The sequence below is a fragment of the Pedobacter sp. R20-19 genome, from assembly GCF_000708265.2.
Classification (GTDB): domain Bacteria; phylum Bacteroidota; class Bacteroidia; order Sphingobacteriales; family Sphingobacteriaceae; genus Pedobacter.
In genome coordinates, this window is the sequence record NZ_JCKI01000008.1 from 537,692 (window position 1) to 551,591 (window position 13,900).

At 35.7% G+C, this 13,900-nt stretch carries 12 protein-coding genes; 6 read left to right on the forward strand and 6 right to left on the reverse strand.

All coding sequences use genetic code 11. From position 1 onward, the window contains the following. Nucleotides 1-3: 3 nt before the first annotated feature. The gene (gene ccsA / locus AN34_RS19260) at nucleotides 4-2,472 is read right to left on the reverse strand and encodes a cytochrome c biogenesis protein CcsA (protein ID WP_029288264.1); all 2,469 of its coding nucleotides are present in this window, start codon (nucleotides 2,470-2,472) and stop codon (nucleotides 4-6) included. Between the two features lie 5 nt (nucleotides 2,473-2,477). Continuing rightward, nucleotides 2,478-2,912, reverse strand: coding sequence for a cytochrome c maturation protein CcmE (locus AN34_RS19265; RefSeq protein WP_029288267.1), 435 nt, complete (start codon nucleotides 2,910-2,912; stop codon nucleotides 2,478-2,480). A 294-nt stretch (nucleotides 2,913-3,206) separates the two neighbouring features. On the opposite strand from AN34_RS19265, the gene AN34_RS19270 reads away from it, so the two are divergent. From AN34_RS19270 to AN34_RS19285, 4 genes are all read left to right on the forward strand, one after another. Continuing rightward, a complete protein-coding gene (locus AN34_RS19270; protein ID WP_029288269.1) occupies nucleotides 3,207-3,887 on the forward strand; it encodes a hypothetical protein in 681 nt (226 codons plus the stop codon). Between the two features lie 91 nt (nucleotides 3,888-3,978). After that, complete coding sequence (locus AN34_RS19275; protein ID WP_029288271.1) at nucleotides 3,979-5,988, forward strand: hypothetical protein; 2,010 nt, start codon at nucleotides 3,979-3,981, stop codon at nucleotides 5,986-5,988. Between the two features lie 67 nt (nucleotides 5,989-6,055). Continuing rightward, entirely contained in the window at nucleotides 6,056-7,402 is a 1,347-nt protein-coding gene (locus AN34_RS19280; protein WP_029288273.1) for a hypothetical protein, read from the forward strand. Between the two features lie 71 nt (nucleotides 7,403-7,473). After that, a complete protein-coding gene (locus AN34_RS19285) occupies nucleotides 7,474-9,078 on the forward strand; it encodes a Na+/H+ antiporter (protein WP_029288276.1) in 1,605 nt (534 codons plus the stop codon). A 232-nt stretch (nucleotides 9,079-9,310) separates the two neighbouring features. Here the strand turns inward: AN34_RS19285 and AN34_RS19290 are convergent, their stop codons facing one another. The 4 genes from AN34_RS19290 to AN34_RS19305 form a co-directional block, all read right to left on the reverse strand. Beyond that, a complete protein-coding gene (locus AN34_RS19290; RefSeq protein WP_029288278.1) occupies nucleotides 9,311-10,732 on the reverse strand; it encodes a Glu/Leu/Phe/Val dehydrogenase in 1,422 nt (473 codons plus the stop codon). A gap of 133 nt (nucleotides 10,733-10,865) precedes the next feature. Next, on the reverse strand, nucleotides 10,866-11,084 hold the full coding sequence (locus AN34_RS19295; RefSeq protein WP_029288280.1) for a CcmD family protein: 219 nt from the start codon (nucleotides 11,082-11,084) through the stop codon (nucleotides 10,866-10,868). A gap of 1 nt (nucleotide 11,085) precedes the next feature. After that, entirely contained in the window at nucleotides 11,086-11,748 is a 663-nt protein-coding gene (gene ccsA, locus AN34_RS19300) for a cytochrome c biogenesis protein CcsA (RefSeq protein ID WP_029288282.1), read from the reverse strand. A gap of 187 nt (nucleotides 11,749-11,935) precedes the next feature. Then, nucleotides 11,936-12,601: a heme exporter protein CcmB gene (locus AN34_RS19305; protein WP_029288283.1), complete on the reverse strand. Its 666-nt coding sequence runs from the start codon at nucleotides 12,599-12,601 to the stop codon at nucleotides 11,936-11,938. A 146-nt stretch (nucleotides 12,602-12,747) separates the two neighbouring features. Between AN34_RS19305 and AN34_RS19310 the strand changes: the two genes are divergently transcribed. Both AN34_RS19310 and AN34_RS19315 read left to right on the forward strand, forming a co-directional pair. Next, a complete protein-coding gene (locus tag AN34_RS19310) occupies nucleotides 12,748-13,233 on the forward strand; it encodes a methylated-DNA--[protein]-cysteine S-methyltransferase (protein ID WP_029288284.1) in 486 nt (161 codons plus the stop codon). 15 nt (nucleotides 13,234-13,248) lie between these two features. Next, entirely contained in the window at nucleotides 13,249-13,635 is a 387-nt protein-coding gene (locus AN34_RS19315; protein ID WP_029288285.1) for a hypothetical protein, read from the forward strand. The last annotated feature ends 265 nt before the right edge of the window (nucleotides 13,636-13,900 follow it).

Sequence of the window (13,900 nt, forward strand, 5' to 3'; positions counted from 1 at the left end):
GATTTATGCGATTTTCGCTTCTTTTCTTCTTCTGAAAATGGAAAGCAGAAACCCAATCACCATTACAATGGTACCCGCCCAGTATAAATTAATAAATGGAAATTCAATCGCTTTAAATACTACCCAATCCTTGGCTTGCTGAGGTTTTTCAAAAATCTGTAATTCTACCTTTTTCTCGTCAGGTAAAACTTTAGAGAAACGGAATTTAAGATCTAAACCCTCTACTTTACGTGCAAAATCGAAAGTATTGTTCCCTTTGATTAAGAACATCGGCTCTGCGGTATAAATTTTTCCAGCAGAATTAATTTCTAAAGGCAAACCTACAGCATAATCTCCCTGTGCCAATACCAGGTCTTTAGCCACTGGTTTATTATTTAAAGCTTTTACGGTAACTATACCACTAGAGGTATGGATGGTATCACCAACAGAAACTTTTACAATTCTTGGTTCCTTATAGTTTTCATCATCAGAATGACCTTCATGATCGGCATGATTAGACTGCTTGATTGCAGCACTTGTAATGTGTGTGTACACATCATAAGTTAAATAATGTTTGGTATCAGGTGAAGCAATTAATCCCATTTTTTCATTATCCTGTACGTGAGGATGTAAATTAAAATCTTCTTTAACCTTTCCTGTTTCTTTATCTAAAACTTTAAAATTAAGGGTATAAATCGTATTTGGTGCCTGGGTAGTATCACTCACATAAGTTACCGTGTACTTGCCCATTTCTTTGGGCTCGTTTTTGTATAACATGATGTTTTCACCTGGCTTCTCTGTTTTTTCAAAGTCTTTTACCGGAATAAAATTATTGGCATTGATAGACAGTGGCTTATTGGTTGCTGCAGAAATTAATGCCCCTAAAATTAAAAAGGCAAAACCGATGTGTGCCACAGCTGAACCAGCAAGTTTAGCTTTACCACCAAATGCCTGATACAAGATTGCCGAATTAGACAATACTGCAAATAAACAGCTAAAGGTGATCAGAATATACATGGTGTTGGTGTAGATGTCTGCTACCCAAACCAAACCTGCAGTTAACACCAATGAAAATAAAATAGCCGAAACCAGGCTGCTATAGAACTTACGTGGATCAGTCCGTTTATATTTTAAATATTGAGAAAAGCCAGAAATTAACGTAATGAGTACGGCAAATGGTGCCTGCCATTGATTATAGTATTTCACTGCATCAATTGGCGGAGAAAAATTGGTTCCGAAAGCCTTATTAAATACGGGAACTGAAGTAGAGAAAATGATCTGAATACAGGCAACAGTAACCACTAAGGCACCAATAAACATCCAGAATTCTCTAGAATAGGTCTCTTCATCTTTAGTAGTGATGGGTAATTCTTTCCACCTCACTATAATAAGGGCTATCGCAATTACTGCAAATACCACATTATAAAGAATTAGGTGACCAAACATGCCCATGTCTGTAAATGAGTGAACAGAGGTATCACCTAAAATCCCACTTCTAGTTAAGAACGATGCATAAAGCACCAATAAGAAACTTAAGAATACTAATGCAATAGCAGTGAAATAAGCATGACCAGTATTTTTATAGGCGATCATTACGTGTACTGCACCTATCAGCGTTAGCCAAGGAATTATAGAGGCATTTTCTACCGGATCCCAAGCCCAGAAACCACCAAAGTTTAAAGCTTCATAAGCCCAAAATGAACCCATGATGATACCTGTTCCTAAAATCATGACAGCAAAAAGCGTCCATGGCATTGCAGGCTTAATCCATTCTTTATATCTTTTTTGCCAAAGGGCAGCAATACCATAAGCAAAAGGAACCACCATACTCGCAAAACCTAAAAACAGCGTTGGCGGGTGAATCACCATCCAATAGTTTTGAAGCAATGGATTTAATCCTCTTCCATCGGTAATAAATTTTAAATAATTGGCAAAATTCTCTGGATTGGCGAAAACCACAGGAGCCATTGCTTTCAAATCAAGAGAATCTCTTAAAAGGATAAATGGCGAACTTCCGATCCGCTCACCTAAAATTTCGACACCCAATAGCATGGATGTTAAAAACACTTGTGAAAATGCTACGACTGTCATTACCGGTCGCTCCCATGATTTGGCTTTCCAAATCAGCAATGCACCTAAAAGAGATTGCCAAAAGGCCCAAAGCCAGAAACTTCCCTCCTGACCTTCCCAAAAGGCAGATACAATATAATAAATAGGTAATTCTTTAGATGAATGCCAATAAACATAACTATATTCATTGTAGTGACCTAAAATCAGATAGAACAACGTTGCTCCAATACCAATGATACTGGCCCAGTTAATTAAGAATCCAATTCTTCCTAAATTGCGCCAGGAATGATCTGCTAAATCTTTAGAGCGGGTAGCGAGGAAATATGATATGGTTGAAAGTAATGATGCACTAAATGCCAGCACAATAAAAAACTGTCCGATTTTACCCGGCAGCAGGTTCTCACCTACAAATTGAATATCCATTAAAATTAATTATATTTTTTCTCGCCGTACTTACCCACTTCTTTAACCTTACCATCCTGATTTATTTCGACCAGGTTATCATTATACTTTGATGGACACTTCATTAGAATTTTTGAAGCGTAAAATTTATCACCATCCATTTTACCAATTAACACCAATTTTTCTGATTTTTCGAAATCCTGTGGCTTGGTGCCATTGTAAACAACTTCTCTGATTTCGCCTTTTTCATCTTTCATGTGAAAAGCAAAATGATTGGCATCCTTAACAGCATCATAATACATCCCTTTAGATTTTTCCCAATAGCCCATTACGTGTTCTTCTTTTTGAGAACTAGCGGCCTCTTTAAAATTTGAGTAAGTATCTGTATTGGCATTTAAGCTAAAAAGAATCCCCACAGAAATTGCAATAGTAATTAATCCAATGATTGCACTTTTTTTCATGTTGTGTTATTGTAGTAAAAGCTGGCAACAAAGATAGAAAAATAGCCATAGCGAACATTCTTTTACCGTTTTCGTGTCGTTATATTGACAATTAACTGATGATATTATAAGATCACTTAAAATCTTAGAAATTATCAGGCGATCATGATTTTGGTATGATATTAATTACAATATGTGGAGTTGAAATTATCTTTAACCTTCGAATAGTTGCTCATAAAATTCAGTTAAATGTTTATGTTTGGCGATCAGATAATTGTTATTTTTAAATTTCAGGTAATCCAAATCATTACTTCTATGAATCTCAGGCAGTTCTATAAACTTTTATTATTTGTTCTATTGATTCCTGCATTAAGCTCCTGTTTCGAAATTGTAGAGGAAATAAACATGCGTAATAACGGAACTGGCGATGTAACACTTACCATTAACCTTAGCCAGAGTAAAACTAAAGTGGCATCTGTAATGCTGCTGGATAGTATTCAAGGATATAAGGTTCCCAGTAAGCAAAAGATCCAATCAGAACTGGCAGAAGCCGTTGCTTATCTAAAGAAAAGTGAAGGAATTTCGAACGTAAAGAGCAGCAGTAATTTCACCAATTACATTGCCACCATCAGCTTTACCTTTAAAGATGTATCTAACATCAATAACATTACTAAAAACATCCTGGCCAAGCAAAAAATAAAAGCCACCAATACATCCTCCTATAGTTTTAATAAAGCGACTAAAGTATTTTCAAGGAAGTACCAACCGGTGGCTAATGCAAAATCTGAATTTAACAAACTTAAAAATCAGGATAAAGCGGTTTTTAATGGTGCCATGTACACCAGTATCTATCGTTTTGAGTCTCCTGTAACAAATGTAACCAATCCGGCATCAAACCTGTCAAAATCAAAAAAGGCGGTGATGTTAAAAAGCAGTATCATAAACTTAATCAATGGAAAAGTTAACGTTTCCAATCAAATACAACTCCTAAAATAATCTAAAAAACCTCCATGATTTCAAACTCTTTACATAAAAGAAAATATATCATCATGACAGGTTGCTCACCTTTGAAAACAAATTTATATAAATGAAAAAACTTCTCCTTGCACTCTCCCTCCTATTCCTTTCCAGTTTAACTTATGCTCAGGATTTGGTTAAAAAAATTCCCGCAAATGCCTTTACTGTGGCTACTATAAAAGGTGATAATGTATTTAAACTGATGTTTGTAAAAGATTTTAATGAATCTTTTGTAGGTAAAAAACTATTAACAGAGACCTCAAAATCGCTTGATAAAAATTTCACCAGTGTAGAAGACTTTGGAATTAACCTGGAGAAAAATATGTATTATTTTAATCAGCTGAGTGATAGCATTACTTATAATTGCTTCCTGATTCCGCTTAAAGATGCCTCACGATTTGAGAACCTGATTACAGATAAAGAGAAAAAAATTAAAGTTGATGGCGAGATCAGAACCATGATTTTACCTGATAGCACAAGCGTAATCAAATGGAACAACAACATGATGTACTTCGTTACAGGAAGCATCAATAGCTCTTTTTTTGCTGATTCAGTAAAATCTGCACGCTATGGTATTAAAGATATTCGCTATCAAGACGAAATTTCAATGGCTGATAGCACCATGGCGGCAACAGACTCAACCTATGTCACCACAGAAGCGCCAATGGTAGAAGAAGTGATTGCACCGCCTGTTTTAAAAGAAAAAGTGCAGAAAAAAACAGCAAAGAAAAGCACTGCTAAAAATAAATCGGTAAAGAGAAAAAAGGGCGTTAAATCTAAAAAAGCACCAAAAAAGGTTAAACATAATGAATATGATTCAGCTGAATATGCAGTAACCGATTCAGTTGGAATGGCTTCGCTTCCAGCTACAGATGACCAATATGATCAATATCAACAGGAACGAGCGGAACAGGAAGCAAAGAAAAAACAACTGGCACTTGAATGGATTACTGTTCAAGCAAATCAAATTTTCAATGGCAATTACGAATCTATTGAAAGTAATAAATCATATGCTGCAAGTCTGGATAAAAATGCCATTGCAGAAGTTTGGGTTTCAAGCTTGCAGGATGTTTATAATTCCCTCTCCCCTGCATTTGGTAGCTATGGTAAAGCTGGAGTAATGAAGGGTTACGGAAGTTTAACTGCCAAACTATTTATGGATAAAAAAAGCTTCCGCATTTCTACAGGTCTGGAATTAGCAAAAGAGCAGGCTGATTCGTACAAAAAAATCATGAACAGGAAATTGAATAAAAAATTTCTGAAATATGTAGATAGTGAAAAGGCAATTGGCTTTATGGGATATGCCATTGATACGAAAGCTTACTTAGAGGAATTACCGAAATTGATGCAACAAACCTATGGCTCATTTTTAGGCACTAATAAAATGGACGAAGAAATTGCACTGGGTTCAGAATTATTTTCACTCCTACTGGATGAAGAAGCCGTAAGCAAAGTAGTAAAAGGCGATGCTTTATTTATAATTAATGGCCTAAACAGTCGTGATGTGAGTTACACTACATATGATTACGATGAAGATTATAATCAAACAGAGGTAACCAAAACTAAAAAAGAAACCCTTCCTGATTTTCTTTTTATGTTTTCATCGGAAGACCAGCGTTTAATGAATAAGCTCATTAAATACGGAATAAATAAAAACAAGGTTAGTGTGAGCAATAACATCTATAAAATTGAAGAAAAGAAAAGTCCGATAGATATTTACTTCATGATTAAGGATGGCATTGTGTTTTTTGGAAATTCATTAACCGAAATGCAAAGCATTAATGATAACAGTTTCCGTGCAAGCATTAGCAACACGCATAAAGCTTTATTAACCAAGAATAATTTTAGTTTCTTATTTAATGCAAAGAACCTGGTTGGTAAAGTACCAAATGAGGAAATAGGTGTTGAAGAAACAGCAAAAAAGTTTAATGAAACACTGGGCAAAATGGGTAACGTTTATATGAAGTCGAACCCAATTAAAGGAAACCTGGTTTCAGCAGATATTAGTGCTGAAATTCCTAACGGACATGAAAACGCTTTGAGATATTTGTTTACTTTAATTGAAAATGCCGCAAAATAGACCAATGGCGTTTTTAGTTGGCTGAAACCAATAAAAGAATGACAGATGAACGAATGAACCATTCTCTATGAAGAAATTTCTAAAAATAACAGCAGCAATATTTTTATTGCTGCTTATTTTTTTTGTTGGCTTGTTTAAATACAGGCAATATAACGCCAATCAGATTTATGTTCCAAAAGAAGCTACTGCAATCATTAAAATTAGTATTGATGAGATCTATAAAAGTCTTGCCACAAATATGCTTCTGAATATTGGATATTATTTGAAATCAGACACCAATAAAAAACCAGAGATAAGCAAAGGCAACTTTAACCATGGATTAAAAATACCTGCAAGTATATACTTTTACACGATTAAGGATCAACCAGAAATGGCACTATTTTCCCATTTTAAAATTAAGCAATTTAACGATTTTGAGACTTTTATTAAAGACAAGTTTGGGTTTAAAATCCTGAAGAAAAAAGATGGAATTACCTTCGCAGGATCAAGATTAAGGAATGTAATGGTTTGCTATGATATGAACAGTGTTGCTGTAGTTATCTCTGCTGAAGTAAGGGATTTTAATGCTGTACTTGTAGATGTTTTGAAGGAAAAAAACTTTCAAAAAATAGGCAATGGTAAATTTAAATCCATAACAGAATCAACCCATCATATTACCTATTTTGATAAAGAAAACAATTTCACAACTGATTTCAATCATGGAGAAATAAATATTGAGGCTGCTATGGCTAATCAGGTAATTATTCCGGCTAGCAAACCTTTGCATAAGAAGTTCAACAGGGAAAGTACGGCCACGGCCTGGCTAAATGCTGATTTTGTTAAAGCACCAAATAAAAAAATACAACTTAAAAACAGCACTTTAGAACGAGATAGCTTGTTGAAATATTACAAAGGTTATCTTGATTTTGAATGGACAAATACCATAACACAAACTGATTCTATTATTACCTATGAATACAATGATGATTTTGAAAAAACAGCTAAAGTAACCTTACAGAAACGTAGCGTACCTAACCTTATACTCAACATCGAAGCAAATCAAAATCTTTTAAACAAATATCTTAGTGAAAAACAGGTAATCAACCTGGATAGTGGAACAATAAGCAACACGGTATTTCCGCTCTATAAAGTTTTTGTAGGTGGAGATCAAAATCAGCTTCAACTGACAACCAAAAAAAATAATAAAAGGGATAGTATTAAAGTCCCTGCGAATGAATTCTTTTCATTAAACGTTGATTTTGTAAAATTAAATGCATCCTCAAGTATTCCAGGTTTAAGGCAACACTTAAAGCTTTTTAAACACCTGGAATTAAATGGAACATCAATTGCCACGAAACAGATAAAATTGAATGGAAAAATCACGTTAATAAATACGCAGGTAAATGCGCTATATCAGCTGATCAAAAACTTCTAAATATGCGCCTGCTTTTTTTACTTTCCAACTTCTTTTATATTTAATTAAATTTAGGTTAATATCTCCTTTACATGCTGCACGATAATTTAATTCTCATCCTGGTTTTATTGCTCGGGGTAACCCTTCTGGTTATGATTGGCCAGAAAATTAAGATTTCATATCCCATTTTTTTAGTTCTCGCGGGTTTATTTATTGGCTTTATTCCAGGAATGCCCCATATCAAAATAGATCCAGACCTCGTATTCTTACTATTTCTTCCACCACTGCTTTACGAAGCAGCCTGGTTTACTTCATGGAAAGCATTCTGGGAATATAAGGGTGCTATTTTCCTGATGGCAGTTGGTTTGGTATTTATCACATCAGTAGCTGTAGCTTACGCATCTGTGGCCTTTATCCCCGGGTTTACCTTAGCGTTGGGCTTTTTACTGGGCGGTATCGTTTCACCACCTGATGCTGTTGCTGCCGCCGCTGTACTTAAAGGGATGAAATTGCCTAAAACCGTTACCGCACTTTTAGAAGGAGAAAGTTTAGTGAATGATGCATCTAGTTTAATTGTGTTCAAATTTGCACTAGCTACAGTAACTACCGGAACTTTCATTTTACAGGATGCAGCTGTTAACTTTGTTTCTGTTGCAGGATTGGGTATCGTAATTGGGGTAGCCATAGGTGGAATATTCTATGCCATTCACCGCTGGTTGCCAACCACCGAAAACATCGATACCGTACTTACTATGCTCACCCCCTATTTTATGTATATCGTTGCTGAGCATTTTGAAGCCTCTGGCGTTATGGCTGTCGTTTCGGGTGGGCTATTGCTTTCCAGCCAGTCGCATGTGATTCTCACTTCTAACTCCAGAATAAAAACAGTTTCGGTTTGGTCTGCACTTATTTTTTTACTCAATGGCGTGGTGTTTATTCTGATTGGTTTAGCATTACCAGACATTGTTGGCGGTTTAGGTCCGGATTACCCCATTACAAAAGCAATAGGTTATGGGTTTGGCATCAGCTTTTTAGCACTTGTAGTTCGTTTTATCTGGCTATTTTCAACAGCAAGAATTACTAGTTTTTTCAATAAAAGAACCAGGGTACGTTATCAGGATTTGACCTGGCACTCATCATTGGTAATTGTGTATGCAGGTATGAGGGGCGTTGTATCATTAGCGGCAGCACTTTCTATTCCAGTCTTGATTTCTGACCAGACAGCTTTCCCATTAAGGAACCTGATCTTATTCATCACTTTTGTAGTCATCTTTGTTACACTGGTGGTACAGGGATTAACACTTCCCTTTTTTATTAAGTTATTGAAAATACCAGAGCCTAAACATAAACTTTCTGAACAGGAACAAACCAACCAAATCAAGCTAAAGTTAATTGATCTTTCAATGGAAAAATTAGTGGCAGATTATCAATACCAGTGTACGCACAATGAATTGATGGTTAATTTAAAGGCTGAATTACAACATTCTTTAAACGAAAAGAAAGATACACTTCAGGCATATAGAAAAGGTGAAATAAATAAGCAGGATTTAAAAGCTTATAAAGAAATTTTACTTGCTTTGATTCAGGTTCAGCGGGATGAACTACATCATTTAAAAAGCAATAAAAACTATGATGATGATATTATAAGGAAGGAAGAATGGAGACTTGATCTCGAGGAATTGAGTATTACTTCGTAAGTGTAGTATTTCTTTTTATACTTTGCGAAAATATGCTCTAATCCTTCATCAGTAGTATTCGGGCAATCTCTCATGTGGGTCTTTATTTGCAATGAGATTGCTTCGTGCTTTGCTGCAAAGACGATCTCTCATAAGTCTCTGCTACAAAAAACAGAACCACACATTTCCAAAATAAAAAATCCTTGCAAATGATACATCTGCAAGGATTTTCAGCTTTTAGCTTTAAACCTTATTAAGGCCAAACGCCTAAGTTCATGTATGAAACAGCAATTTTATCAATTGAATTAACAAAGGCAGCTGTTCTCAACGTTTCTGTACCAGGTTTTACTTTTAAGGTTTCACGAATTTCATGATAAGAATGAATCATGGTATCTTCTAAACCAGAGTTTACCAATTCCATTTCTGAAGCACCTTTAACAATCATTAAACGGTGTTCAGGAAGAATGGTTTTCCCTGTTAAATTTTCTAAAGTTGCAATCAGGTTAGCGTTAGAATTAGCCGCATAACGGTTTTCCATACGTCCGAAGGCTACGTGAGAAAGGTTTTTTAACCACTCGAAATAAGAAACCGTAACACCACCTGCATTACAATACATATCAGGGATAATGATCCCTCCCATTTCAGTAAAAATCACCTCAGCTTCTGGAGTAGTTGGGCCATTTGCACCTTCAGCAATAATTTTTGCTTTAATGTTACGGATGTTCAATTCAGTAAACTGATTTTCTAAAGCAGCAGGTACAATGATATCACATTCCTGCTCTAAACCTTCCATAGAATTTCTAAAATCTGTAGCACCTGGAAAGCCTAAAATGGAACCTGTGTTTTTACGGTGTGCAAAAACCTCATCCACATTTAAACCGTTTGCATTGTAAATAGCACCCTCGTACTCGCACAAACCAACAATAGTCGCACCAAACTCAGCAAGGAATTTGGCAGAATGATAACCTACATTACCTAAACCTTGTACAACTACTCTTTTATCACCTAAACCAGCTTTTAAACCAATTTTTGCCATATCTTCTGCAACGTCTACACATTCGCGAACGGCATAAGCAACTCCACGTCCGGTAGCTTCTTTACGGCCACGAATACCATGTAACGCAATTGGTTTACCTGTTACACAACCTAAAGCATCCAGCTGACCCGGATTCATCGTCATGTAGGTATCCGCAATCCAGCTCATTTCGCGCTCACCAGATCCATAATCCGGAGCTGGAACATCAATGCCAGGACCAATAAAATTCTTTTTGATTAATTCGGTTGTGTAACGACGGGTGATGGTTTCTAATTCAGCTACACTATATTGTTTGGTGTTGATTTTGATACCACCTTTTGCGCCACCGAATGGCACATTTACGATGGCACATTTGTATGTCATCAAGGCTGCAAGTGCCATCACTTCATCCTCATTAACCATCTCGCTATAACGAATACCACCTTTGGTTGGACTCATATGATGCGAGTGCTCTACACGCCAGGCATCAATTACTTCAAAACCGTTTCCTCTGCGAATAGGAAATTGGAAACGATACACACTATTACATGCTTTAATCTGGTTCAATAAACCTTCGGGGTGATTGGTGAATTGAGCCGCACTGTCAAAGTTCTTACAAACATCTGCAAAGAACTTGTTCTCGTCTGCTAGATTAGCCATTATTTATCTTTTATGAATTAAGTATGCCGCAAAATTGCCTAAAAAAACAGCATATATCCAAATGAAAAAAGACTTAGTGTATAGCAAACACCAATTGCAAATGGCTAAAAAAACAGCTTTAAACTGTTTAAACTTAGTTTTTACCCGTATTTTCTTTTTCTATTTTTTTTAATCTTTTATCAATGGAAAAAAGATAAGCCAATAAACCGACTAAAATGATCACAATACAGGTAACCACTACATAGATTTTACCATCGCTGCGCAGTCGATCTGCCATTTCCACACCATTATCCTGAGCAAATAATTGTATTGCGGTTAGCATCAATGTCAGGGATAAAAATATCTTCTTCATGTTAATTGTGTTGTTGTTTAGTTTCTATGGAACGTATTCTAAAACGGATAGTGTATATCCAGTAACCGATCAAAATCCAGCCTAAACATGCAGGATAAAATACCATGCGCATACGGCTGTCTAAATCATAGCTATTAAAACCTGGATTACCACCGTTACCAGGGTGTAATGAATCTTTTAAACGTGGTAGCACAAAAAGTAAAACCACCATCATTGGAAAGGCAAAAATGTTATAAATGGCTGAAATTTTAGCTCGCTTTTGCTCTTCATCTATGGCATTACGAAGAATGAGATAAGCGAAATAAAGCAATACAGAAATGGCTGCAAAATTTTGTTTAGGATCGAAACTCCAGAATTGCCCCCAGGTATATTTCGCCCAAATGGCACCTGTAACCAAGCCTAAAAGCCCAAAGATAATACCAGCATTAACACTTTCTACTGCTTTAATATCATCGATTTCGCTTTTCGAACTTAAAGATTTTATACTGTAAAAAACTGAAATGGAGAACAAAACGATCATGGCAAACCACATGGGTACATGGAAATACAAATTTCTAATCGATTCATTTATAATAGGCAAACGCGGTACGCCCATCAATATACCTGCAATTGCAGTATAGATGACGAGCACCGAACCTAATATTTTCCACCAAGTTTTATACATATCTTTTTATAATTTTTATGAGTGAGTTCTGAATGAGTGAATGTTAGTTAAGAGCAATTAAATTGTTCTATAATTCAATCATTCTCTCATTTTTTAACTTAATTTTTAATGAGTGAGTTTTGAATGAATGAATGTTAGCCATGTAGCAATCAATCATTCCATCATTTGATTATTCATTCATTCTATTTTAATCCCGCCAAAGGTAAGGAAATAACAATAAAGAGGTGGCAACGGTAAGCACATTTACCAACAACAGCATGCCAATTTCATCATAACTATTTTCCCAGGGCAAGCCATCTACCGCATTTTTAGCCAGTTTGATTAAAAGAATCAATACAGGAATGATAATCGGAAAACTGAGAATCGCCATGAGCATCCCCCCATTACCCGCTTTACTGGCAATGGCTGAAACCATGGTAAAAACCGTAGAAAAACTGATACTTCCCATCATTACAGCCACATAATAAAGCAATAAATCAGGTGGTGTAAATGTATCAAAAACCATCGTGTAAAATCCCAATGCAATAGTGGTTAAAATCAACATCAATAAGGTATTATACACCGTTTTAGAAATTAATATTGCTGCAGGACTTGCCAGAATATAGTTATACAATTGCTGGCCTTTACTTTCCTGCAGAAAGCTTTTGGAAACACCGTTTATAGAAGCAAAAAGTATAATGATCCAAAACAATGCATTCCAGGCAAGCTTATCGCCAAGGCTTACAAAAGATAGGTAACAGGTAAAAATAGTGGAAACTACATATAACAATATGCCATTGATGGTATATTTGGATCGCCACTCTAACAGTACTTCCTTTTGTATCAAATATTTAACCTCTTTGGCCAGTTGCATAACCGCAAAGATACTTTTATTGATAAATATTGAATATTTTAATTGTTGGATTGTTGTAATTTTGTCTAAATTTTTAGTTGCAGATTCACAGTTGATAATTATTCATATTCTTTAGCAACTTAAACCAAAATCTGTGGGCTTAAATAATGGAAAACCACTATGCATCAGTTATAGAATCGCCAATAGGCAAATTAACCATCCTGGCCGATGATGAATTTGTGCATGCCGTTATCTTTACTGAAACGGATATTAGAGACTTAACAGAAAATGAATTGACATCAAAAGTAGCTTTACAGTTTGAAGATTATTTTAAAGGTAAATTAAAGGATTTCGATTTCCCTATTAAGCAAAAAGGTACAGATTTTCAACAACAGGTTTGGCAAAACTTAATTGCAATCCCTTATGGAGAAACTACATCATACGCGAAGTTTTCTAAACATCATCCATTGGCCATCCGAGCCATTGCCGCAGCCAATGGTAAAAATAACATTGCAATTGCGGTTCCATGCCATAGGGTTATTGGAAGCAATGGCAAACTGGTTGGTTATGCAGGTGGTTTATGGAGAAAGCAATGGCTCTTGCAACATGAAAGGGAAGTAGCGCAGAAGGGACAAACCACACTTAAATTTTAATCAGATAATTTGAAGATGACATTACAAAAAGCCGAAACCAATAATTATTTAAAAGCCATAAGATTGATCAATCTGGATAATGATGATTGTACTTTTGAAAGCGGAAAAATTCCAGTACAACAACACATTAATGCCAGTTATTTTTTCGCCAAAACGGATGTTTCAAGTTTGGAAGGTATTCCCCATCCCGCGCCTCGCCGTCAATATGTGATTACCTTAAAAGGAAAATTAAAATTTGGCGTAACGAATGGAGAATCTTTTATCATTGAGCCCGGAATCATTTTAATTGCCAATGACACAAGAGGAATCGGACATACCTGGAAAATTATAGAAGGTGAGGAATGGGAAAGAATTTATATTCCATTGGAAGACGATACCGACGATTTATTTATTACAGACTAATCTTCCAGATTTTTATCATTGTAGCAAATCCAAAACCTCATATTCACCATGAGGTTTTGGATTTGCAGATTATGGCTTATGATAAGGTGCTATTAAATGAATGACCCCGAAGCAGAGCTATCGGGGTATCGCATAATTTAAAGACTCAAGCTCAACTGATTTCTATTCAACATCTTGTAAGATGATTTATCCTCTCCCTGATTTTGAATATATTTCATAATAACTGTTTCATTTGCATATTGCCCAACAGTATTGACATAATAAC

Excerpts from the sequence above, each read along its gene's own strand:
- AN34_RS19305 (WP_029288283.1), bottom strand. The coding sequence starts at position 12,601 with ATGCAACTGGCCAAAGAGGTTAAATATTTGATACAAAAGGAAGTACTG.
- AN34_RS19280 (WP_029288273.1), top strand. The coding sequence starts at position 6,056 with ATGAAGAAATTTCTAAAAATAACAGCAGCAATATTTTTATTGCTGCTT.
- AN34_RS19290 (WP_029288278.1), bottom strand. The coding sequence starts at position 10,732 with ATGGCTAATCTAGCAGACGAGAACAAGTTCTTTGCAGATGTTTGTAAG.
- AN34_RS19270 (WP_029288269.1), top strand. The coding sequence starts at position 3,207 with ATGAATCTCAGGCAGTTCTATAAACTTTTATTATTTGTTCTATTGATT.
- AN34_RS19315 (WP_029288285.1), top strand. The coding sequence starts at position 13,249 with ATGACATTACAAAAAGCCGAAACCAATAATTATTTAAAAGCCATAAGA.
- AN34_RS19275 (WP_029288271.1), top strand. The coding sequence starts at position 3,979 with ATGAAAAAACTTCTCCTTGCACTCTCCCTCCTATTCCTTTCCAGTTTA.
- AN34_RS19265 (WP_029288267.1), bottom strand. The coding sequence starts at position 2,912 with ATGAAAAAAAGTGCAATCATTGGATTAATTACTATTGCAATTTCTGTG.
- AN34_RS19285 (WP_029288276.1), top strand. The coding sequence starts at position 7,474 with ATGCTGCACGATAATTTAATTCTCATCCTGGTTTTATTGCTCGGGGTA.
- ccsA (WP_029288282.1), bottom strand. The coding sequence starts at position 11,748 with ATGTATAAAACTTGGTGGAAAATATTAGGTTCGGTGCTCGTCATCTAT.
- AN34_RS19310 (WP_029288284.1), top strand. The coding sequence starts at position 12,748 with ATGGAAAACCACTATGCATCAGTTATAGAATCGCCAATAGGCAAATTA.
- AN34_RS19295 (WP_029288280.1), bottom strand. The coding sequence starts at position 11,084 with ATGAAGAAGATATTTTTATCCCTGACATTGATGCTAACCGCAATACAA.
- ccsA (WP_029288264.1), bottom strand. The coding sequence starts at position 2,472 with ATGGATATTCAATTTGTAGGTGAGAACCTGCTGCCGGGTAAAATCGGA.